The 21,752-nt window shown below is 66.1% G+C and carries 23 protein-coding genes; 10 read left to right on the top strand and 13 right to left on the bottom strand.

All coding sequences use genetic code 11. The features are described from left to right. Window positions 1-2,973: an FAD-binding and (Fe-S)-binding domain-containing protein gene (locus tag SCD90_RS14195; RefSeq protein ID WP_319845357.1), complete on the bottom strand. Its 2,973-nt coding sequence runs from the start codon at window positions 2,971-2,973 to the stop codon at window positions 1-3. Window positions 2,974-3,073: 100 nt separating this feature from the next. On the opposite strand from SCD90_RS14195, the gene SCD90_RS14190 reads away from it, so the two are divergent. The 6 genes from SCD90_RS14190 to SCD90_RS14165 all read left to right on the top strand — a co-directional run bounded on the left by SCD90_RS14190 (window position 3,074) and on the right by SCD90_RS14165 (window position 9,433). Continuing rightward, a complete protein-coding gene (locus tag SCD90_RS14190) occupies window positions 3,074-4,288 on the top strand; it encodes a pyridoxal-phosphate-dependent aminotransferase family protein (RefSeq protein WP_319845356.1) in 1,215 nt (404 codons plus the stop codon). A 95-nt stretch (window positions 4,289-4,383) separates the two neighbouring features. Then, a complete protein-coding gene (locus SCD90_RS14185) occupies window positions 4,384-5,064 on the top strand; it encodes a GntR family transcriptional regulator (RefSeq protein WP_319845355.1) in 681 nt (226 codons plus the stop codon). A gap of 2 nt (window positions 5,065-5,066) precedes the next feature. Then, the gene (locus SCD90_RS14180; RefSeq protein WP_319845354.1) at window positions 5,067-6,197 is read left to right on the top strand and encodes a DSD1 family PLP-dependent enzyme; all 1,131 of its coding nucleotides are present in this window, start codon (window positions 5,067-5,069) and stop codon (window positions 6,195-6,197) included. 120 nt (window positions 6,198-6,317) lie between these two features. Then, window positions 6,318-7,313, top strand: a complete 996-nt coding sequence (locus SCD90_RS14175) for a tripartite tricarboxylate transporter substrate binding protein (RefSeq protein ID WP_319845353.1) — start codon at window positions 6,318-6,320, stop codon at window positions 7,311-7,313. Window positions 7,314-7,378: 65 nt separating this feature from the next. Continuing rightward, window positions 7,379-7,882: a tripartite tricarboxylate transporter TctB family protein gene (locus SCD90_RS14170; RefSeq protein ID WP_319845352.1), complete on the top strand. Its 504-nt coding sequence runs from the start codon at window positions 7,379-7,381 to the stop codon at window positions 7,880-7,882. 12 nt (window positions 7,883-7,894) lie between these two features. Further along, a complete protein-coding gene (locus SCD90_RS14165) occupies window positions 7,895-9,433 on the top strand; it encodes a tripartite tricarboxylate transporter permease (protein ID WP_319845351.1) in 1,539 nt (512 codons plus the stop codon). 234 nt (window positions 9,434-9,667) lie between these two features. On the opposite strand, the gene SCD90_RS14160 is transcribed toward SCD90_RS14165, so the two are convergent. Then, window positions 9,668-10,393, bottom strand: a complete 726-nt coding sequence (locus SCD90_RS14160; protein ID WP_319845350.1) for an anti-sigma factor — start codon at window positions 10,391-10,393, stop codon at window positions 9,668-9,670. Then, window positions 10,390-10,953, bottom strand: a complete 564-nt coding sequence (locus SCD90_RS14155) for a sigma-70 family RNA polymerase sigma factor (RefSeq protein WP_425265701.1) — start codon at window positions 10,951-10,953, stop codon at window positions 10,390-10,392. Before SCD90_RS14155 ends, SCD90_RS14160 begins: the two co-directional genes overlap by 4 nt. Before the next feature lie 150 nt (window positions 10,954-11,103). On the opposite strand from SCD90_RS14155, the gene SCD90_RS14150 reads away from it, so the two are divergent. The 3 genes from SCD90_RS14150 to SCD90_RS14140 all read left to right on the top strand — a co-directional run bounded on the left by SCD90_RS14150 (window position 11,104) and on the right by SCD90_RS14140 (window position 13,773). Continuing rightward, window positions 11,104-11,886, top strand: coding sequence for a DUF4394 domain-containing protein (locus SCD90_RS14150; protein WP_319845348.1), 783 nt, complete (start codon window positions 11,104-11,106; stop codon window positions 11,884-11,886). A gap of 157 nt (window positions 11,887-12,043) precedes the next feature. Beyond that, window positions 12,044-12,982 carry a glycosyltransferase family 2 protein gene (locus SCD90_RS14145; protein ID WP_319845347.1) on the top strand — a complete coding sequence of 313 codons (939 nt, stop codon included), beginning with the start codon at window positions 12,044-12,046 and terminating at the stop codon, window positions 12,980-12,982. Then, window positions 12,979-13,773, top strand: coding sequence for a glycosyltransferase family A protein (locus SCD90_RS14140; RefSeq protein WP_319845346.1), 795 nt, complete (start codon window positions 12,979-12,981; stop codon window positions 13,771-13,773). The genes SCD90_RS14145 and SCD90_RS14140 overlap by 4 nt, the downstream gene beginning before the upstream one ends. On the opposite strand, the gene SCD90_RS14135 is transcribed toward SCD90_RS14140, so the two are convergent. The 10 genes from SCD90_RS14135 to SCD90_RS14090 all read right to left on the bottom strand — a co-directional run bounded on the left by SCD90_RS14135 (window position 13,770) and on the right by SCD90_RS14090 (window position 21,176). Further along, entirely contained in the window at window positions 13,770-14,108 is a 339-nt protein-coding gene (locus SCD90_RS14135; RefSeq protein WP_319845345.1) for a hypothetical protein, read from the bottom strand. The genes SCD90_RS14140 and SCD90_RS14135 overlap by 4 nt on opposite strands. Before the next feature lie 3 nt (window positions 14,109-14,111). Continuing rightward, complete coding sequence (gene ctaD, locus SCD90_RS14130; RefSeq protein WP_319845344.1) at window positions 14,112-16,643, bottom strand: cytochrome c oxidase subunit I; 2,532 nt, start codon at window positions 16,641-16,643, stop codon at window positions 14,112-14,114. Continuing rightward, window positions 16,640-17,629, bottom strand: coding sequence for a cytochrome c oxidase subunit II (gene coxB, locus SCD90_RS14125; RefSeq protein WP_319845343.1), 990 nt, complete (start codon window positions 17,627-17,629; stop codon window positions 16,640-16,642). The genes ctaD and coxB overlap by 4 nt, the downstream gene beginning before the upstream one ends. Beyond that, window positions 17,626-18,687, bottom strand: a complete 1,062-nt coding sequence (locus tag SCD90_RS14120) for a c-type cytochrome (protein WP_319845342.1) — start codon at window positions 18,685-18,687, stop codon at window positions 17,626-17,628. The genes coxB and SCD90_RS14120 overlap by 4 nt, the downstream gene beginning before the upstream one ends. A 55-nt stretch (window positions 18,688-18,742) precedes the next feature. Further along, window positions 18,743-19,414, bottom strand: a complete 672-nt coding sequence (locus SCD90_RS14115; protein WP_319845341.1) for a cytochrome c oxidase assembly protein — start codon at window positions 19,412-19,414, stop codon at window positions 18,743-18,745. Between the two features lie 167 nt (window positions 19,415-19,581). Further along, window positions 19,582-19,797: a hypothetical protein gene (locus SCD90_RS14110; RefSeq protein ID WP_319845340.1), complete on the bottom strand. Its 216-nt coding sequence runs from the start codon at window positions 19,795-19,797 to the stop codon at window positions 19,582-19,584. A gap of 21 nt (window positions 19,798-19,818) precedes the next feature. Further along, on the bottom strand, window positions 19,819-20,082 hold the full coding sequence (locus SCD90_RS14105) for a hypothetical protein (protein WP_319845338.1): 264 nt from the start codon (window positions 20,080-20,082) through the stop codon (window positions 19,819-19,821). 18 nt (window positions 20,083-20,100) lie between these two features. Then, window positions 20,101-20,319 (bottom strand): hypothetical protein, encoded by a 219-nt coding sequence (locus SCD90_RS14100; RefSeq protein WP_319845337.1) that lies wholly within the window; start codon window positions 20,317-20,319, stop codon window positions 20,101-20,103. A 126-nt stretch (window positions 20,320-20,445) separates the two neighbouring features. Continuing rightward, window positions 20,446-20,964, bottom strand: a complete 519-nt coding sequence (locus tag SCD90_RS14095; protein ID WP_319845336.1) for a metallophosphoesterase family protein — start codon at window positions 20,962-20,964, stop codon at window positions 20,446-20,448. Between the two features lie 8 nt (window positions 20,965-20,972). After that, window positions 20,973-21,176 (bottom strand): hypothetical protein, encoded by a 204-nt coding sequence (locus SCD90_RS14090; RefSeq protein ID WP_319845335.1) that lies wholly within the window; start codon window positions 21,174-21,176, stop codon window positions 20,973-20,975. Window positions 21,177-21,379: 203 nt separating this feature from the next. Between SCD90_RS14090 and SCD90_RS14085 the strand changes: the two genes are divergently transcribed. Beyond that, window positions 21,380-21,658: a low affinity iron permease family protein gene (locus tag SCD90_RS14085; RefSeq protein WP_319845334.1), complete on the top strand. Its 279-nt coding sequence runs from the start codon at window positions 21,380-21,382 to the stop codon at window positions 21,656-21,658. Window positions 21,659-21,752: the final 94 nt, after the last annotated feature.

The raw sequence follows: 21,752 nt of genomic DNA, 5'->3' as shown, positions 1-21,752 counted from the left end.
TCATTCGGCGGCTTCGCGCAGCGGCATGCCTGTCCGGCTGGACGCGGCTGCAAGGCTGCGGGCAAGCACCTGTGCAACATGAATGGCGTCGCGGCCGGCGCCGTCCTCGATCTGCTGTCGGCAGGACGTTCCGTCGGCCACGATGATGGTGTCGGCGTCTGCGGCCCTCACGGCCGGCAGCAGGCTGAGCTCGCCCATGGCGCGCGACACCTCGATGGTGTCGACGCCATAGCCGAACGACCCGGCCATGCCGCAGCAGCTGGACTCCACGGTTTCGACCGTGAGGCCCGGCACGAGCCGCAGCACCTTTTCCACCGCTCCCATTCCCGCAAAGCTCTTCTGGTGGCAATGCCCATGAAGCAGTGCGCGCTCAGCAATTGGACTGAGATCGAGCCGCAGGCGGCCGGCATCGGCCTCCCTGGCCAGGAATTCCTCGAACAGCATGGAGCGGCCAGCCAGCTGCTGGCTGAGCTCGCCGGGCAGGAAGCTCGGCACCTCGTCGCGGAAGGAGTACAGGCAGCTCGGCTCCAGCCCCACCATGGTGGCGCCCATGTCGAGATAGGGCTTCATGGCGTCCAGCACGCGCTGCGCCTCGCGTTTCGCCTCGTCGGTGCGGCCCACGCTCATGAAGGTGCGGCCGCAGCACAGCGGGCGTGACGAGCCGTCCACGGGCGTGGCGATGTGGACGCGATAGCCGGCGGCGACCAGCACGTCGCGCGCGGCATCGAGGTTCTCGCGCTCGAAATAACGGTTGAACGTGTCGGCGAAGAGCACCACGGGTGCGCCGTCTTGCGGACCATAGGCGGTGCGGCTGTCCTTGAAGATGTCGCTGCGCCAGAGCGGCAGTGGGCGTTCCGCGCTGAAGCCCGCGACCTTCTCACTGAGCTTGGCCGCACCGGGAAGGCGGTCCCGAAGGTTCAGCAGCCACGGCATGCGCGCGGCATAGGGCGCGTAACGCGGCATCCAGCCGACCAGCCGGTCCTTCAGCGTGTGCCCATACTTGGCGACGCGCTGGCCGATGACCTCGATCTTCATGCGCGCCATGTCGACGCCGGTCGGGCATTCGCGACGGCAGCCCTTGCAGGACACGCAATATTTCAGGGTGTCCATCACCTCGTCCGATGTGATGGCGTCCGGGCCGAGCTGGCCGGACAATGCGAGGCGAAGCGTGTTGGCCCGTCCGCGCGTCACGTCGCGTTCGTTCTTCGTCACGCGGTAGGACGGGCACATGGTGCCGGCCACGAACTTACGGCAGGCGCCGTTGTTGTTGCACATCTCGACCGCGCCCTGCAGGCCGCCGGACGCACCGGTGTAGGACGACCAGTCGAGCTGCGTCTTGATCTCGACCGGCTTGTAGTCGGGGCCGTAGCGGAACAGCGTCTTGTCGTCGAACTTCGGCGCCCGGACGATCTTGCCGGGATTGAAGAAGCCGTCCGGATCGAAGCGGTCCTTGACCTCCTCGAAGGCGCGGACGAGGCGCGTGCCGAACATGGTCTCGTGGAATTCCGAACGCACGATGCCGTCGCCGTGCTCGCCGGAATGCGAGCCCTTATAGGCGCGCACCATGTCGAAGGCCTCCTCGGCGATGGCGCGCATGGTGGCGACATCCTTGTCGAGGCGCAGGTTCAGCACCGGCCGCACATGCAGGCAGCCGACGGAGGCGTGGGCGTACCAAGTGCCGCGCGTGCCGTGTTTTTCGAACACCTGCGTCAGCCGGTCGGTGTATTCCGCCAAGTGCTCCAGCGGCACCGCGCAATCCTCCACGAAGGAGACCGGTTTCCCCTGATCCTTCATGGACATCATGATGTTGAGGCCGGAGGTGCGGACATCCGCGATGGCGGCCTGCAGGCCGGGATCGGTGATCTCCACCACGCCGCCCCATTTGGCGCCGTCGCGATCCCAGCCGAAGCCTAGATCGCCCATCATGTCGCCGAGCCGCTTCATGCGGCGGGCGTTCTCCTCGGGCTCTTCCGCGAATTCCACCAGCAGCACGGCGTCCGGCGTGCCGCGCACGAACTTGGCGAGCGTCGGCTGGAACATCGCGATATTGCCCGCGAGTTCCAGCAGAGTCCGGTCCACCAGTTCCACGGCGATGGGGCCGAGCGTCACGAGATGCTGGGCGGCGTCCATGGCCTCATAGAACGAGCCGAAATGGCAGGCGCCCACGGTGCGCTTGCCGAGCAGGGGCCACAGCTTCAGCTCCACCTCCGTGGTGAAGCCGAGCGTGCCTTCCGAGCCGACGAGGATGTGGGAGAGATTGTTGGTGCCGCGCGGCACCAGCGCATCGAGATTGTAGCCCCCGACCCGGCGCTGCACCTTCGGGAAGCGCGCCTCGATCTCGTCCGCCTCGCGGGCACCAAGCCCGAACAGGTCCTGCGCCAGCGGGCGCAACGGCGAATCGAGGGCGAGATCCGAGAGGTCGGACGCCACGGAGCCGAAGCGTCCCGCGCTGCCGTCGGCGAGGACGGCGCGCATGGACAGCACATTGTCGCGCATCGTGCCGTAGCGCAGCGAACGGCCGCCGCAGGAATTGTTGCCCGCCATGCCGCCGATTGTGCAGCGCGAGGCCGTGGAGACATCGACCGGGTACCACAGGCCATGCGGCTTCAATTGCCGGTTCAGCTCGTCGAGCACGATGCCCGGCTCGACGCGGGCGCGCATGCCCTTCACGTCGAGTTCGATGATCTTGTTGAGGTGGCGCGAGCAGTCGACGATCAGGCCGGTGTTGATGGTCTGTCCGCACTGCGACGTGCCGCCGCCACGCGCGGTCACAGGAACGCCTTCCGCGCGGGCGATGCGGATGGCGCGTTCGGCCTCATCCACCGTGCGCGGGATCACGACCCCGGCGGGCATCTGCTGGTAGACGGAAGCGTCGGTCGCGTAGCGGCCGCGGCTCGTAATGTCGAACAGCACGTCTCCGGAGAGTTCGGAGCGCAGGCGCCGTTCAAGACCGGGAGTGATGCTGATGGCCATGTCGAACGAGGTCTCTCACGAAAAAGCTTGACTGAATTTTGCATTCATAATTCATTTCATCAAGCCCATTCGAACAATTCGAAACAGCCGGAGCACCCCTATGCCCTCCAACAGCACCCGAGTCGCGGGCCGTCACTTCCTCCAGATCCCCGGTCCGACGCCGGTCCCGGACCGCATCCTGCGCGCCATGGACATGCCTGTGCTCGACCATCGCGGCCCGGAGTTCCAGAAGCTCGGCCGCCGGGTGCTGGAGAACATCAAGGGCGTGTTCAAGACCAAGAGCCATGTCTTCATCTTCCCGGCATCGGGCACCGGCGCGTGGGAAGCCTCGCTGACCAATGTGCTCTCGCCCGGCGACAAGGTGCTGATGTTCGAGACCGGCCATTTCTCCACGCTGTGGAAGAACATGGCCATCAAGCTCGGCCTCGAGCCGATCTTCATCGAGGCCGACTGGCGCACCGGCGCCCAGCCCGACGCCATCGAGGCTCGCCTGCGCGAGGACAAGAACCACGAGATCAAGGCAGTCTGCGTGGTCCACAACGAGACCTCGACCGGCTGCGTGTCGCCCATCGGCGCCGTGCGCAAGGCGATCGACGCGGCGGGCCATCCGGCGCTCTACCTCGTGGACACCATCTCCTCGCTGGCCAGCATCGACTTCCGCCACGATGAATGGGGCGTGGACGTCACCGTCTCCGGCTCGCAGAAGGGTCTGATGCTGCCGCCGGGCCTGAGCTTCAACGCCGTCAGCGAGAAGGCCCTCGCGGCGTCGAAGACCGCGAAGCTGCCGAAGCTGTTCTGGTCGTGGGAAGAGATGATCCCGCACAACAAGAACGGCTTCTTCCCCTACACGCCGGGCACCAACCTGCTCTACGGCCTCGACGCCGCCATCGACATGCTGAACGAGGAAGGGCTCGATAACGTCTTCGCCCGCCACGATCGCCATGCCGAGGCGACCCGCCGCGCTGTCCGCGCCTGGGGCCTCGAAATCCTGTGCCGCGAGCCGGCGCATTACTCCTCGTCGCTGACCGCCGTGATCGTGCCCGACGGCCACAATGCCGACGACTTCCGGGCCAAGGTGCTGGACGCGTTCGACATGTCGCTTGGGACCGGCCTCACCAAGCTCACCGGCAAGGTGTTCCGCATCGGCCATCTCGGCGACACGAACGACCTCACCATCATGGCGGCGCTGGCCGGCGTGGAGATGGGCCTCGAACTGGCCGGCATCCCGCACAAGAAGGGCGGCGTTGCTGCGGCCATGGAGTACTTCACGAGCGAGGCCCGCAAGAACCAGCCGAGCCTCGCGGCTGCCGAGTAGCCGCAAGACCGCACTCCGGGCGCGGTTGTGGCGCCCGGAGCGCAAGGGCATAGTCACCCTGATGTGGTGGCGGATGCGCCGGATGGAGGATCGACGTGTCTGAAACGGGGCTGATTGCGCGACGGAGCCTTCACGGCGAACTGGTCGATCTCCTGCACGACATGGTGCTGTCGGGAGAGCTCCGGCCCGGGGACAAGGTGAACGAGCAGGCGCTGTGCGCCCGTTTCGGCGTCTCCCGCACGCCGCTGCGCGAGGCGCTGAAGGTGCTGGCCTCGGGCGGCCTGGTGATCCTCTCCCCCAATCGCGGCGCGACCGTCGCCCAGATCTCCCCCCAGGAGGTGGACGAACTTTTCCCCATCATGGGGGCCCTCGAGAGTCTGGCGGGCGAGCTCGCCGCCGTGCGCATCAGCGATGAGGGGATCAGGCGCCTGCGCGCAATGCACGACGAAATGGTCGCGCATTACCAGAACGCCGACCAGGCACCCTACCTGAAGCTGAACCGTGCGATCCACGAAGCCATCTTCGCAGCCGCCGGGAATGCGGAACTGACGCAGCTCTACCACACCATCATGGTCCGGACGCATGCGGTGCGCTTCACCGCCAAGAAGTCGCCGGAGCGCTGGAACGAAGCGGTCGAGGACCATGTCCGCATCATCGAGGCGCTGGAAGCTCGCGACGGTCCGCGCCTCGGCACGCTGCTGAAGGATCACCTCCGCCACAAGGCGGGGATGGTCCATGAATCCCTGAAAGAGCCGTCCATCGCTGCCGCGGAGTAGACATGACCTCGCCCATGCCTGCGCGGATCGGCGATCCGCTCAGCCGCGTCCAGACCCCGGCCCTGATCGTCGATCTCGACGCTCTGGATGCGAACATCGGAGCCATGGCGGCGCATGTGCGTGGCACGGGCCAAGTGCTCCGGCCTCACGCGAAGACGCACAAATCCGTAGAGGTTGCACGGCGGCAGCTTGCGGCCGGCGCCGTCGGCCTGTGCTGCCAGAAGGTTTCCGAGGGTGAGGCGCTGCTGCCGAGCGGGGTTCGGGATCTCCTGATCTCGAACCATGTGGTGGGGGCCGGAAAGGCGCAGCGCCTCTGCGCGCTGGCCCGTGAGGTGCGGACGACGACGCTCTGCTCCGATACCCGCCATGCGCGCGTCCTGTCGGACGCGGCGCGCTCCGCCGGTGTCCAGCTGGAGATCCTGATCGAGATCGACGCCGGCGATGCCCGGATGGGTCTTCCGGACGGGGACACGACGGGCCTGCTCCAGATTGCACAGATGGTGCAGGACGCTCCGGGCCTGCGGCTGCGGGGGCTTCAGGTCTACAACGGTCCCTTCCAGCACATTCGCTCCCATGAAGAGCGCACTTCAGCCGCTGTGCTCGCCGCCAACCGCGCGAAGGCAGCTTCCCAGCTTCTTCAAGACGCGGGGCTCTCCTGCGAAGTCATCAGCGGCGGTGGCACCGGCAGCTTCACCGCGGATGTCGAGGCCGGCGTGCTGACCGAGCTGCAGCCCGGATCCTATGTGTTCATGGATGCCGATTATGGCCGGAACCTCGACGCTTCCGGTGCGCAGGTGTCCGCCTTCCGTCAAAGCCTCTTCGTGCAGACCACGGTCATTCGGACGGCAAGCGCCGGCGTGGTCTATTTGGATGCGGGCGTGAAGTCGCTGAACCTCGACAGCGGCATGCCTCTGGTCAAAGGCCGGCCTGACCTCGGCTTCACGAAGGCGAGCGACGAACAGGGCCGCATCGAAGCCTCTCCGGCAGGTCCGGCGCCCGAACTTGGCGAGGTCTTGATGCTCGTTCCCTCGCATTGCGATCCGACGGTGAACCAGCATGACTGGATCGTCGCCGTGCGCAATGAGGAGGTCGAAGCAGTGTGGCCGGTCGATGGGCGCGGTTGCCTTCTCTGAAAAAGCCGACGAACCGGAAAATCCGGGACTCCATGCATTCCCCGCTTGTCAGCCATGCAAATAGCTGAATAATGAATTCATAATTCAGAGCCCGAATGGGCACGCATGGGAGAACCAAAGATGGCACTTGTCGCAGGCCTGCGGGCGCTTGGCGCTGTTGCAGCATTGGCACTGACCTCCACCGCCGCCATGGCGTGGGAGCCCAACAAGCCGATCGAGATCATCGTACCGGCCGGTGCCGGCGGCGCGTCCGACCAGATGGCGCGCATGATTCAGGTGGCCATCCAGAAGCACGACCTGCTGAAGGTGCCAACGGCCGTTCAGTTGAAGGGCGGCGCCTCTGGCGGCGAAGGCCTGATGGACATGAAGGCGAGCCCCAAGGACGCCCACAAGTTCATCATCGCGCAGTCCTCGATCTACACGCTGCCGTTTTCCACCAAGCTGCCGTTCAGCTGGAAGGACATGACGCCCGTCGCCATCGTCGCCATGGACGAGTTCGTGCTGTGGGTGAATTCCGAGAGCGAGTACAAGACCCCCGCCGCGTTCCTCGAAGCCGCCAAGAAGGACCCAGGCTCGTTCCGCATGGGCGGCACGGGCTCCAAGCGCGAGGACCACATCATCTCCGCGGCGCTGGAGCGCAGCGGCGGCGTGAAGTTCGGCTACATTCCCTACAAATCGGGCGGTGAGGCCGCGACCCAGCTGGTCGGCAAGCACACCGAGGCCAACCTCAACAATCCGTCCGAGAACATCGCCACCTGGCGCGCCGGGCAGGTGAACGCGCTGTGCGTCTTCGACAAGGAGCGCATGCCCTACACCAAGAAGGTGACGACCGATCTCGCATGGGGCGACATCCCCACCTGCCGCGAACAGGGCATCGACTTCGATTACACCATGCTGCGCGGCATCTTCCTGCCCAAGGGCGTGACGGAAGAGCAGACGGCCTTCTATGTCGACCTGTTCAAGAAGATCGTCGAGACGCCTGAGTACAAGGCCTATCTCGAGGCGCAGGCGCTGAAGGGTGTCTTTATTGCGGGCGCCGACATGACTGCCTTCCTCGAGAAGGACGAGGCCCTGCACAAGGACCTGATGTCCCAGGCCGGCTTCCTCGCACAGTAACCTCCAACCTGGCTCCCGGTCTTGCCTGACCGGGAGCCATTTTCTTATTCAGCAGGAGCAAGGCCGTGAGCTTAGAAAGCCACAGCGAGGAGCGATCCCTCGTATCCTATCGCAGCGTCGACCTGGCTGTTTCGGTCGTGCTTCTCATCTGCGCCTTCGTGCTTGGCTGGGACAATTTGAAGCTTGGTGCCGGCTGGGCTCCGGACGGGCCGGAATCGGGCTACTTCCCCTTCTACCTGTCGGTCATCCTCGGCATTGCCAGCATTGTCGGCATCGTCAAGGCGCTCAGGACGGATGGCGCGGAAAGCTTTGTCGGGCGCGGCCAGTTCAAGCGCGTGCTGCAGGTCGCGGCACCCTCGATCGCCTATGTGGCGGCCATCGACTTCCTCGGCATCTATGTCGCGAGCTTCCTGCTCATTTCCGGCTTCATGATCGTGCTGGGCAAGAGCAAGCCGATCAAGTCCATCATCACCGCGGCGATCTTCGTCGCCATCATGTTCTACGTCTTCGAGGTGCAGTTCACGGTTCTTCTACCGAAGGGCCCCCTCGAAAACGCAATCATGTACTGACGGAGCACACAGATGGACCAGCTATCGTCTCTGCTCCACGGCTTCGAGGTCCTGCTGACCTGGCATAATATGCTGCTGATGCTCGTGGGCATCCTGCTCGGCATCTTTGTCGGCGTTCTGCCCGGACTTGGCGGCCCCAATGGCGTCGCCATCCTGCTGCCGCTCACCTTCGGTATGGAGCCCACCTCGGCCATCGTCCTCCTGTCCTGCATCTACTGGGGTGCGTTGTTCGGCGGTGCCATCACGGCCATTCTGTTCAACATCCCGGGCGAGGCCTGGTCGGTCGCCACCACGTTCGACGGCTATCCCATGGCCCAGAAGGGGCAGGCCGGCGAAGCCCTCACCGCGGCGTTCACGGCCTCGTTCTTCGGCTCCATCGTCGCCGTTGTGGTCATCACCTTCCTGGCACCCCTCGTCGCGGGCTTCGCCATACGGTTCGGGCCTCCGGAGTTCTTCGCCGTCTACCTGCTGACCTTCTGCTCATTCATCGGCCTTGGCCGCGAGGACAAGCACAAGATCGTCATCGCGCTCACCATCGGCTTCCTGCTCACGCAGGTCGGCATGGACACGGTGTCAGGCCAGTTGCGCATGACCTTCGGCTCGACAGAGATGCTCCGCGGCTTCGACTTCCTCGTGGCGGTCATCGGACTGTTCGGCGTCGGCGAGATCCTGCTCACCATGGAGGAGAGCTTCTCCTTCCGTGGCCAGCAGGCGAAGATCAACCCGCGCGTCGTCTTCGAGACCTGGAAGAAGATGCCGAAATACTACATGACGCTGTTCCGCTCGTCGGCCATCGGCGTGTGGCTCGGCATCACGCCGGGCGGCGCCATCGCGGCGAGCTTCATGGGCTACAGCATCGCCAAACAGGTGGCGCGCGACAAGACGGGCTTCGGCCAGGGCCGCATCGACGGCGTGCTTGCGCCCGAGACGGCGGCGCACGCTGCCGGCACCTCGGCGCTGCTGCCCATGCTGGCGCTGGGCATTCCCGGCTCCGGCACGGCGGCGGTGCTGCTCGGCGGCCTGATGGTGTGGGGCCTGCAGCCGGGCCCGCTGCTCTTCGTAGAGCAGAAGGATTTCGTGTGGGGCCTCATCGCCTCCATGTATCTGGGCAATATCGTGGGTCTCATCATCGTGCTGGCGACGGTGCCCCTCTTCGCAGCCGTGCTGCGGGTGCCGTTCGCGACCATCGCGCCGATGATCCTCGTGTCCTGCGCGGTAGGTGCCTATGCGGTGCAGAACGCCACCTTCGACATCTGGCTGATGCTGCTGTTCGGCATCCTCGGCTATGTGTTCAAGAAGCTGAACTACCCGCTGGCCCCGCTGGTCCTCGCCCTCGTCCTCGGCGACAAGGCGGAAGACGCCTTCCGGCAGGCCATGATCGGCGCGCGCGGCAGCATGTGGGTGTTCTATTCCAACCCGCTGGTCGGCACGATCACGACGCTCGGCATCCTGCTGCTGGTGCTGCCGCTGCTGAGCGACACCTTCGCCAAGATCAAGGCCCGCCGCGCCGGCACGCACGACATCGTGCCGCCGCCGGTCTCGGAAGCCTGAGCGAAGCACAAACGACGAAGAAAAAGGCCCGGAGCGATCCGGGCCTTTTTCTTGTGGCGGTGGTTGAAGTCTGGGCGTTCCGGAAGCGCCTTTGCGCTGTCCGGAACCCATACGCCGTGTGTTCTCGGCGAAGCTCGACCCCATCGACAGCACACGGCGTATGGGTCCCGGACAGGCTTTGCCTCCCGGAACGCGGGGGATGAGGGGCCGGAGCCGATCCAGCCTCCTGAGATACTAAAGCGGGCGGCTTGCGAGGCCCTTGTAGAGGATCGGCCCCGTCGGTCGGCCCGTCGGAGAACCGCCCTCGGGCTCCAGGGTGATCTCGTAGATCTGCTCGGAACGCGGCACCGGCTGGCCTTCGCGTGCGAGCCACGATTCCTGCGCCTGCTGCAGCAGCCCGAGCGGAACAGGCCCCACGGCTCGGTCCCACAGCGTCCAGACCTGAAGCGTCTTGCCTTCCGGCACCGCGATATCGACCAGCGGCCGGAGCCGGATGCTGCCGTCCGAGAACGCCTCGACGATGGCGCCGGGTCCGGCAGAGGCCTCGCCCTGCAGCACGGCCACCACGACGGGCTGGGGCTCCGGCCGGAGCAGGACGCTGCCGAGTGCCGCCACCAGCGCCACAGAGGCGAACCCGGTCGCGAAAGCGGATCCGCGCCAGAAGCCTATGCTGCTCCACAGCGAAGATGTCGGACGAACTCCGGCCGGCGCTTTGGCGACAGCCGGACTCGGCGCGGCGGCGGGCAGTTCGGCGGTGATGCGCTGCCACAGCGCTTCGCCCGGTTCGATGCGGTCCGCAACCATGTCGAGCGGTGCGAAACGCTCCCGCCACACGGAGACCAGCCGCGCCAATTCAGGTTCATGGCGCATGCGGCGCTCGATCTCGGCGGCGTCCTCGGGCTCGGCCAGCCCAAGCACGTATTCGCCGGCCAGTGCGTCCAGTTCGCGGTCGGGGCTCATGCCATGCACTCCCGAAGCGAAAGAAGGCTGCGGCGAATCCAGGCTTTCACCGTGCCGAGCGGCACGCCGAGGCGCCCGGCGATCTCGCCGTGGGAGAAGCCGCCGGCATAGGCCAGCACAAGGCTTGCGCGGCGCGGCCGTTCCAGCCGCTCGAGGCAGACGCGCAGCGCCTCGCTTTGGCCAAGGCGCTGGATCAGATCATCGTGGTCGCCGATCTCCGCCAGTCCTTCCAGTGTCGCGTCGTCCGTCAGTTCCTCGCGGCTGCGGTCCCGGATGAGGTTCAGGGCGCGGTTGCGCACGATGGCGAACATCCAGCTTCGGCCCGAACCGAGCGCCGGATCGAACTGGTCGGCCTTGCGCCAGATCTGGACGAAGGCGTCGTGCACCACCTCTTCCGCCAGGTCGCGCCGTCGGACGATGCGCATGGCGACGCCGAGCATGGCCGGGGCCTCGGCCTCATAAATATGGCGGAGGGCAGCCGCATTGCCCGAGGCGCATCCTGCCAAAGCCGCTGAATGGTCGATGGTCGCTCCAGAACTCGTGGGGTTCAGCACGTGGATCTCCGCAGGCCGCCGTCATCACCATACACGCATGAGGCCGCTGATGGATGCAGCCAAGTTTTTCGTGATCCCGCTGCATCCAGTCGCACGGTCCCGTGTGTATCCGCCGCATCGAGACCACACGGTTTCGAACCCTTTCGGGAGAACGACATGAAAATCACGTCCGCCCTGCTTCTCGCCTCGGTCGCCGCCGGCGCCCTGGCCGCACCCGTGGCCGCATCGGCCGCATCCCTTGTTGGCCTCGTCGGCATGGACAGCCTTGTCCTGATCGATCCGGCGACCGGAAAGACCACCGCCACCGTCAAGATCGACAAGCCCATCTGGGGCCTCGATGTGCGCCCGGCCGATGGCATGCTCTATGGCCTGACCGCAGACAACGCGATCGTCACCATCGATCCGAAATCCGGCAAGACCACCGAGAAGGCCAAGATGAGCGAGATGCTCAAGGCCGGCGTGACCGCCACCGTTGACTTCAACCCCGTGGCCGACCGCCTCCGCGTCATCGCCGATGACGGCACCAATCTCCGCGTCAACGTCGACGACGGCAAGGCCACGGTCGACGGCACGCTGAAGTACAAGGACGGCGACGCGAACGCGGGCAAGACCCCCAAGGTCGTGGCCGGCGCCTATACGAATTCGATGAACGGCCCGAAGCCGGAGAAGACCGCGCTGCACAACATCGACGCCGCCACCGGCGCGCTGGTGACGCAGGCTCCGCCGAATGACGGCATCCTAAACACCGTCGGCTCCATCGGCATGACGCCGACCGGCCCAGTGGCGTTCAACATCGTGGCCAAGGCCGGCGGCGAGAACGATGCATGGCTCGCACATGGCGGCACGCTCTACTCGGTCGATATGAAGACCGGCGCTGCCAAGGAAGCCGTGAAGCTCGACGTACAGGGCGAGCTTCGCGACATCGCCTGGTGGGAGTGAGCTTCTCCCTTAAGGGCTGATGCAGGAGGGGCGGCCGCGAGGCCGCCTTTTCTCGTCTTGAGGTATCGGCACCATCCTGCTGGCCGGATCCACGGTTGGCGGCTAAATCCTGCATCGGCGGGCGAGAGATCCGCTCCCGATCACGAAGCGGCTCCCGATGACCCTCTCCACCGTGCTTGTGGCAACCATGCGAGACGAGGGGCCGTTCCTTCTCGAATGGGCGGCTTATCATCTGGCCATCGGCTTCACGCATCTCGTCGTCGGCACCAATGATTGCACCGATCGCTCACCCGATCTGCTGGACCGCCTCTCCGCACTCGCTCCGCTCACTCACCTGCGCAACAGCTTCGCGCCCGACGAGAAGCCCCAGCTCGCCGCTTATGCCCGCGCCGCCGAACTGCCGGTGGTCCGCGAGGCGGACTGGCTGATGGTGCTGGACGCCGACGAGTTCCTGAACGTGCACATCGGAGAGGGCCGCGTGAGCGATCTCGTCGCTGCGGTTCCGGAGGCCACGGCCTTCCTCGTAAACTGGCGCATCTTCGGCAGCTCCGGCCACGAAGACTTCAAGCCCGCGCCGGTGCTGGACCGCTTCACCCGCGCCGCGCCGCTCGATCACGGCGTCAACCTGTCGTTCAAGACCCTCTATCGTGGTGTGGATCTCTACCACTGCCCGGTGATGCCGCATCAGCCGCGCTTTCCCCGCGACGAGCGCCAGAAGCGGCTCGTCTATGTCGATGGCGGCGGGCGGGCGCTGCCGGACTGGTACCACGACGAAACGCGCGGCGATTTCCTGCAGTCGGAGCCCGGCACCGTGTCGTGGGATCTGGCGCAGGTGAACCATTACAACACCCGCTCGCGCGCGGATTACCGCGTGAAGCACCACAGGGGTGGCGGGCTCAACATCCCGTGGGAGCGCGACGAATGGTGGCCGGTGTTCGACCGCAACGAGGAGCGGGACCTCAGCATCCAGCGGCATCTTCCGGCGGTTCGCGCGGTGCTGGACCAGTGGATGAAGGATGCGGAACTACGCCGCCTTCATGAACGGTGCTGCCGCCTCTACGCCGATCATGCGGCAACGCTCGTGGTGCGGGCATGAAGGGCGAGAGGTTCTTCTTCGGCGTTCCGCTTATCGCGCGCGCATCAGCGCAGGACTGGGAGGCGGTACAGGTCCTGCTGGGCCTGACGCTCACCTCATTGCGCGCTCAGACGGAAGCGGACATCGAGATCCTGATCGCCGGGCATGACCGTCCCGATCTGCCGCTTGATGACGCGACCTTCCTTGCTGCTGACTGGCGCGCCGAGGCGGTGCGGGCGGACAATCTGGACGCGGGCCGCAAGAAGTTCGCCATGCAGCGCCATGTTCTGGAGCGGGGCGGCGGGCTGCTCATGTTCGTGGACGCCGATGACTGGGTGGATCGCCGGACGGTGGCTGCGGCGCGTGCCGAGATCACGCGGGAGCATGTCGGGGCGCTGGTGGAAACGGGCTACGCGACCGATCTGCTTGGACTGCGCGCCGCGCCGCTGCCGCATCCCCGCGTCTTCGACAAGGGCTTCCACGAGATCTGCGGGTCGAGCACCGTCGCGCGGCTGGACCCCTCGCATCCCGATCCGGCGCGGCGCGATCCTCACAGCCTGCTGCACGAGCATTACCGCTGGCGCCAAGTGGCCGGGGAGCACGGTCTCGCGGTCGCGCGCCTGCCGGTGGAGGGCAGCTACGTGGTCAACACGTCGGTGAACCACTCGGAGACGCACGGGCCGTTCGCAGACTGGCGGCGTGATTTCAACGCCTCTGTGCGCCGCGAGGGGCAGGCGGCGGACGCCGAGTTCCTGGCGCGCTTCGGCCTGTCGCCGGAAGACGTCGACCGGGCACGCCAGAGGCTGCGCTAGGCGGGAAGCACGCAAGCGGGGATCAGCAGCGCCGCCAAGCCGCTCCACACCACGGCAAGCGCCGAGATCGCGACAAGTCCGAGGCCGATCCACTCGGCCATCTCGAAGTCTTCGCGGGAAGGTGCATCAGCCGCGCGCTTGTTTATGCGAAACAGGACGGCCAGCCCCAGCAGCGCGGCGAAGGTGGCAACCGCCGTGATGGCATCGTGCAGCAACGGCCCACCACCCCGCGTGCAGGCAAGGGATTCCGCCGCGTAGACCAGCAAGAAATGGGCGGTCCAGATCAGCGGACCACCCAGCCAGCGCAGCGGTGCGAGGTTCGAAGGGCGTGTCACGGATCAGCCCACCAGCCGGGGAAAGCCGTGCGTCAGCAGCATGCCGAACAGGGCCTGCGCGATGCCGTAGCCCCAGAGCAAGGCCAGATTGTCGAACATCACCCGCCGTGTGGCGTCGAAGCGCCCGGCCGCCAGCCGCACGAGGAGGAAACCGACCATCAGCACGCAGGGAATGGCGATTTCCGCCTGCAGAACGGAGGACATGAAGACGAGGGCGGCATAGCCGCTGCCGTCCGGGCGCAAGCCGCTGGCCCACTGGCTCCAGCCGTCCACGGTGATGGCCGCGACGTAGGTGGCGACGCCAAGAGTGGCGACCACGAGCGACGGCCAGCACCGGCGGGCCTTGAGAAGAGCGGCGGAAATGGGGATCGCCGAGCCGCTCACCAGAAGAAGCGCCGCTGCGGTGAGCGCCGTCTGGAGCGGCGGCAGCGCGTCGAGGCGCGGCCAGTTCTGCGGGCTCACCGTCCAGAGATAGAGGTAGCCGAACAGGTAGGAGAAGAAGAGCGCACCGGCCACCAGCATCAGCACGATCATGGCCCACCATGAGTGCGACAGCGGCCCGGTGGCATAGGTCGGCAGCACCACGCCGCCGCCGATATCGGCAGGCTCGGTGGGGGCGGGATCGCTGCCCCACATCCAGACCAGCACCGAGACGATGGCCAGCACCCCGCAGATCATGGCGATGGTGACGAGCTTGACGGTCAGCAGCAGGAAGAACGCCGCCGTGAATACCGCCGCGAACACGGGAGACCAGCCGGGGCCGGGCAGGCGCATCAGGTATTGCGGCTCGCCGTCTATCGGAGAGGTGACGATGGTCTCGCGCATCCCGGTCGCCGATCCCGGCAGGTAGTAACGGCCGGCCTCGACATCCTCGGACAGGCCCGGCTGATCCCACAGCGGTTCGCGGCTGACGACGCGCGGCACGCTGCGGGTCGCGTAGGTGTCGTTCGGAAGCCATTCCAGCGTGCCGGCGTTCCACACATTGCCCGGCCCGCCGCTGGAGGCCGGACGGAAATTGCGGATGAGATCGACCACGACGAGGCCGACGCCGGCGGCGATGCCGAATGCGCCGAGAGTCGAGATCATGTTCGGCAACTCCCAGCCCAGCCCCTCCGGATAGGTGTAGACGCGGCGCGGCATGCCGATCAGGCCGGTGAGATGCATGGGGAAGAAGGTGGTGTTGAAGCCGAGGAAGATGAGCCAGAAGGCCCATTTGCCGAGCCGCTCCGAGAGCGGGCGCTCGCTGATGGCCGGCATCCAGTAATAGAACGCAGCGAACATGGGGAAGACCATGCCACCCACCAGCACATAGTGGAAGTGGGCCACCACGAAATAGGTGTCGTGGACCTGCCAGTCGAACGGCACCATGGCCACCATCACGCCGGTGAGTCCGCCGAGGGTGAAGATGACGAGGAAACCGAAGACGAAGAGGCTGGCCGCCGTCATCTTCATGCGCCCGGCTGCGATGGTGGCGATCCAGGCGAAGACCTGGATGCCGCTCGGCACCGAAACCGCCATGCTGGCCGCCGAGAAGAAGCCCAGCGAGCGCACCGGGATGCCGGTGGTGAACATATGGTGCACCCACAGCCCGAAGCTGAAGAAGCCCGTGGCGATGAGCGCGACCACGATGAGCCGGTAGCCGACCAGCGGCACGCCCGCCATGGCGGGAACGATCATCGAGATCATGCCCGCCGCCGGCAGGAAGATGATGTAGACCTCGGGGTGGCCGAAGAACCAGAAGAGGTGCTGCCAGAGCAGCGCGTCGCCACCGAGATCGGGATTGAAGAACGGCCAGCCGAAGGCGCGCTCAAGCTCCAGCATCATGGTGGCGAGGATCACCGCCGGAAAGGCGAAGATGATCATCCCCGCGAAGATCAGCATGGTCCAGGCGAAGATCGGCATCCGCGTCAGGGACATGCCGGGCGCACGCGTGCGCAGCACGCCCACGACGATCTCGATAGCTCCTGCGATGGCCGAGATCTCGATGAAGCCGATGCCGAGCAGCCAGAAATCGGCGGCGATGCCGGGCGAATAGCGCTCGTTCGTCAGAGGCGGGTACATGAACCAGCCGCCCTGCGGCGCCAGATCGAAGAACAGTGTGGTGAAGAACACCATTCCGCCCACGAAATAGGCCCAGAATGCATAGGCGCTGAGGCGAGGGAAGGGCAGGTCGCGCGCTGCCAGCATCTGCGGCAGCAGCAGCACCCCGAGGGCTTCCACGACCGGCACCGCGAACAGGAACATCATCACCGTGCCGTGCATGGTGAAGACCTGATTGTAGGTGTTCTGGTCGAGGAAGGTGTTGCTGGGAACCGCCAGCTGAAGCCGGATCAGCAGGCCGAGCACGCCCGCCATCAGGAAGAACAGGAAGGCCGTGCCGATGTAGAACAGGCCGATGACGGTGTTGTTGACGTCGCTGAAGATGCGCCAGCCCTTGGGACTGGCCCAGATGGCCTGCAGCTGTTCGAGCTCGCCCTCAGGCCGGGGCAGCGGGTTCGGCAGGTCGCGGTCGAGTTCGGACGCAGCGGCGGTCATCGGAGGCCCGCGAGATAGAGTGAGATCGCCCGCCGCTCGTCCGCCGACAGCACCGTAAAGGGCGGCATCAGCACTCCCGGCTTGATGTGCGACGGCTCGGCGATGAAGCGGGCAAGGTTGTCCGGCGTGTTCGGCAGCGTGGCGGCCGCAATGGTGCGACGCTCGCCCACGCGGCTCAGGTCGGGCCCGGTCGTACCGTCAGCCGCCGTCCCGCGCACCGCATGGCATCCGCCGCAGCCTGCTGCCACGAAGAGCTCGCCGCCGCGCGTCGCCTCCGGTTCCGCAGGCGGCGGCAGCGTGGCCGGCAAGGCTGCCAGCCACGCGTCGAAATCCTCCGGAGCCATGGCCACGACCTCGAAGGCCATCAGGGCGTGCGCGCCGCCGCAATATTCCGCGCACTGGCCGCGATACACGCCCGGCCGGTCGGCGCTGAAGCGCAGATGGTTTGTGCGGCCGGGGATCATGTCGAGCTTTCCGGCAAGGCTGGGCACCCAGAAGCTATGGATGACATCCGCCGAGCGCAGCGCGAACTCCACCTCGCGTCCGGTGGGGATGCGCACCTCGTTGGCGCTGGCGACTATGGTGCCGTCCGGCAGCCGGTAGTGGACGCGCCACCACCATTGCTCGCCGATCACCTCCACCTGAAGCCCGGGTTGGGCCGGTGAAGGTGAGGTGTTCTCGCGCATTACCCACAGGCCATAGCCCAGCAGCGCCGTCAAAGTGACGACGGGGAAGACGATGCCGAGCGCGACGATGGTCCGTCCATCGGCAATGCGCCGGCGTGCCCGATCGGGTCCAAAGAGGGCCAGCGCCAGTGCCGACAGCACGATGATTGTGACGAAAGCGGCCAGCGCAAAGAGCACCCAGGTAAGATCGAGGATCCGGCTTGCTTCGGGCCCGACCGGATGAAGCGCCGACTGAATCGTGGAACAGCCGGCGAGGAGGAGCGGCAGGAGGAGGAACGGCCCTCGCCACCGCGCTCTCATCGCACGCCGTCCACCGGCTGCGCCGCAAGCCAGGCCGAGACATCGCGAATCTGCTCGTCGCTCAGCCGCTGGGCGATGTTCCCCATCAGGCGGTCGGCGTCCGAGGTTCCCTTGCCGCCGCGCTTCCACGCCCGCAACTGCTCTTCCATGTAGCGGGCGTTCTGGCCGAGAAGCCGGGGGAAGATGGGCAGCCCGTCATTGCCGTGGCAGGACAGGCAGGAGGGCAGATCCGCCGACCGCAGCCCCTGTTCCGCGAGCGCACGCCCGGCCTCGAAGTTCGCCTCGGCATCGGGGGCGTGGTCGGCCGCGATACGGGGAAGGCTGGCGTAATAGGCGGCGAGGGCGTCGATCTCGGGCGACTTCAGATCCGCGGCCATCTGTTGCATGACGCCGCTGTGGCGGCGCCCGGAGGCATAATCACGCAGCGCGCGGCTGAGAACCTCCACCGGCTGGCCCTGGATGCGAGGAACGAGCGCGCTGCGCGGCGCATCGGCGTCACCATGGCAGCGAACGCAGGATTGCACGTCGTCAGGCGAGCCGGCCGCGAGCACTGCTGCTCCGGGAGGTGCTTCGGTTCGTTCGGGGCCATGCACCAGCCGCCGGTAACCCGCCTCATCCAGGTCTGGCAGGGTGCGGAGAAACGCCACCAGCGCCCAGACCTCGTCATCCCGGTCCTGCGCCGGCCAGGCAGGCATGCCCGCATATTTCAGGCCGTGCTTCACGAGCCAGAACAATTGCGTGTCGGTCCACTGTGCGGATCGTTCGGAAAGATCCGGCGGGCTCGGCAGCATCTGTGAGGCCACCGGATCGATCGGGTCTCCCGGGGCGCCATGGCAGTAGGCGCAGCCGGAGTAGTAATGCCCGGCACCCAGCAGGACGAGATCCGGATCGTTCAGTTCGGGAGGCTCCACGTCGGGAGCGTGGGTGCGCACGGAGCTCTCCATGGCGAAGCGCAGCACCACATCTGTGACCCACCAGTGCCCGCGGCTGGCGGCAACATTGTAGACGCCGGACCACGCGAACAGCACGGCGCCCGCGAGCGCCGAAAGTCCCAGCATCGCGGTCAGGCCCAGTGCCCGCCGCCAATGCCTCCGCAGCCACTGGATGAAAAGCCTAGCTTGCAGCAAGGCGCGCAGACGCGGTCGCTGGACCCCGCTCTTCGAGATCAAAGAGCATCTGCGCCGCGACGACGACGCCCGCCACGACGTAGCTGAGAGGGCAGGCCGTGATCATCAGAAGCCCCGCCAGATGCTGGTCCTCGAGAGAGGAAGGACCGGTGCTGCAGAAGACGAGGTCGAGGCCCGGAATGCCATAGAGATCGCGCGGCGCGAAGATCAGAAGGCCGCCGAGCAGGCAGGCAATCTTGCCGGTCAGGAGCAGAGCCACGACCGAGCGCCAGCGCTGCCGCGCATGAAGCGCGAGCAACACGGTCCAGAACGTCAGGGCAGCCAGGAACAGCAGAGCCGCGAGGGTGAAGTGCGCAGTTGGAGAGCCAGAGGCGGCCAGTTGCACGACGGGTGCGTGCCACGCCCATAGCAGCGCCATCTGGGCCGTCGCCGCAAAGGCCAGGATGCCGGGCCGAATGACCCCCGAACCGATCCGGCCGATCAAGGGAATGGCCGCGATCGGCGCGACCACATTCATCGCCAGGATGTGCAGCGCCATGCCCAGAGAAAGCGTGCCAAGCTCCATCAGCGGCAGCGTGATCGCGCCGGCAAGGAACACCAGCCCGGCGCTGAACACCGCCGGACGTGCCACCCGTGAAAGACCGGACGCCGCCATCATTTCTCCAGCACCTGAGCCCAGCTTAGCGCAGCGGCCTCACGATAGTCCAAGCAGGATGAGCTATAAACTGGCGCCGGCAACACGCGCATCAAGTCGTTTGCCCCATCCGAGAGCGGCATGCCCGCCGCCGCGGCTCCGAAGCATCGCAGCGGACGGGCGAACGCCGATCAGTCTTCGAGCCGGTCTTCGGGGTGGTCCTGAAACTGCTCCGTCTGGACCCATTTGCTGTCCAGCCCACGCTCGTCGGTGTGTGCCGACTTGTCTCGGTTGGAGAGGATCATGTTCTCCGGCACCAGATCCTTGTCGATCTCGGTCATCGCACCGGAGCCGTCGCGCTTACCCTGCGCGCCGACGCCCATATGCTTCTTGCTGGCATTGGCCATGATGGTCGATCCTTCGGCTGATCAGTGTTTCTCTTCGGCGGCGCTGTGCTTCTGCGGCTTGTGCCCGGCCTGCCCGCCATTGTTGTGCTTGTTGTGGTCGCTTTCCTGAGCCGCTCCCTGCACGCTGACGGCGAATTCGCTCTGCCGCGCTTCAGGATGCGTCTCGCGCGGCAGGCCCGCTCCGGTGTCTTCGCCAGACTCCGCCTCGACGCGGCGGGCATCCGGCATGTCGGGCTTGCGTTCGAGCATGCGGGTCAGCTGCTCGTGTGTCTTGTTGCCCTGCATGGCGTTCTCCTCTTCTCCTCAGCGGCGGGGCGCACCATTGAGGGCAATCGCCTTGTCGACCCCACCCTGTGCGTTGACGTCGTTTGCAACATCGCCCTCGATCGTGTTCTCGCCCTCGAAGCTGGCGAGCTCGTCGGGACTGATGCCGGCCATGGTCACGCCCTTCGAGCCGCCGATCAGCGGATTGGCGGCCAAGTCGCTGTCGCTCGGGGTGGTGGTCTTGATGTGCTTCGACATGGAACCTCCGTTTGAACCGGGCCATCGATCACCGACGCCCCGTTTTCAAATCAACGCAGGCGATCGGCCGGGGTTCGGTACGGAACGGGACGGCAAGCGGGCAATGGTACGCAAGCAGGGGCTGCCTCATGCGTCTCCGCTCTGGCGCCGGGTGCGAGAGGAAAGCACGGCCTCCAAGGTGACGGGCCGGAAGTCGAACACATCGACGCCCACATCATATTGACGGGGCAGGGGCTTCAGCTTGCCGTGGCTGTGGCCATGCAGGTCGATCACGCCGCGCCCCATATGATTCCACGTGCGGAAGGGGTAGTGGCAAAGCACGAGTTCGACTCCGTCGATCCGAATCTCCGCGTAATGCTGGACGCTGGCCCAGCCGGGCGCAGCGAGCGTGGACGGACCGTCATTGTTGCCGATGATCAGATGCTTCGTGCCCTTGAGCGAGGCAAGGATCTCGTGCACGCGCGCTTGCGGCGGACCAAGGGCGAAATCGCCGAGGTGCCAGACGATATCCTCGGCCGCCACGGTCTCGTTCCAGCGGGCGATCAGCGTCTCGTCGTGAACCGGCAGGGGCTTGAAGGGCCGCTTGTCGATCCGCAGGACACGCGGATCCCCGAAATGCGTGTCCGAGGTGAAGAACGTTGCCATCCGAGGCGCTACTTGGCCTCCTCGTCCGCCTCCACTTCGAGGACGTCCTCATCGGCGTCGAGCAATTCGTCGATCTGGTCAGCCAGCACGTCGAGCTGGTCGTAGGACGCGGTCAATTCGAGGGCCTCGCCGCCTTCGCTCTCGATGCGGAGCAGGAACTCCTCACCCTTGGACGTGATCGAGAACTTGGACAATGTCTTGGGGGCTGCCATTCCGGTCTCCTGTAGCTGCTGTGACAACGTCGAGGGCGGGGAGGGTGGTTCCTCTCCCGCGACGAACAAAGATCCGCGGCCTTGATCGGGCGAAGGCACGAACTGGTCCCTTAGCGGCCCGCCATCGAGGAACCTTCTGCGGGGAGGCACGTTGCCGCCCCATGCCACATGTCCACTCCTGGTTGACTTCGCTCGGCACCTTGATGGCGCGCCCTTCGGCGTTCCTCATCGTGATCGTTTTCACGGCGATGTGGGCGGTGTTCCAGCCGGACACCTTGGACTGGCACGGAGCCGCGACATTGTTCACCTGGCTGATGACCTTGTTCATCCAGCGCTCCGAGCACCGCGATACTCAGGCGCTTCACGCGAAGCTGGACGAATTGCTGCGGGTCGACGGGAAGGCCCGGTCCGAGCTGACGCGCCTGGACGACGAGGAGCCCGAGGAGGTCGAGCGTGTCCGAGACGCGCAGCGGGACACATAGCCTTGTAATCCGGGCAGCTTCCACACCCGGCCCGCCCGGCGGTATTCAGACGCCGAAAAGCCCGCCTTTGTGGGGCGGGCTTTTTGGTTTTGAT

This window comes from Terrihabitans rhizophilus (assembly GCF_033898525.1).
In the GTDB taxonomy this organism is placed as follows: Bacteria; Pseudomonadota; Alphaproteobacteria; order Rhizobiales; family Methylopilaceae; genus Flaviflagellibacter; species Flaviflagellibacter rhizophilus.
The sequence above is the reverse complement of the archived record's forward strand: the minus strand, read 5'-3'. Positions and strand labels throughout refer to the sequence as shown.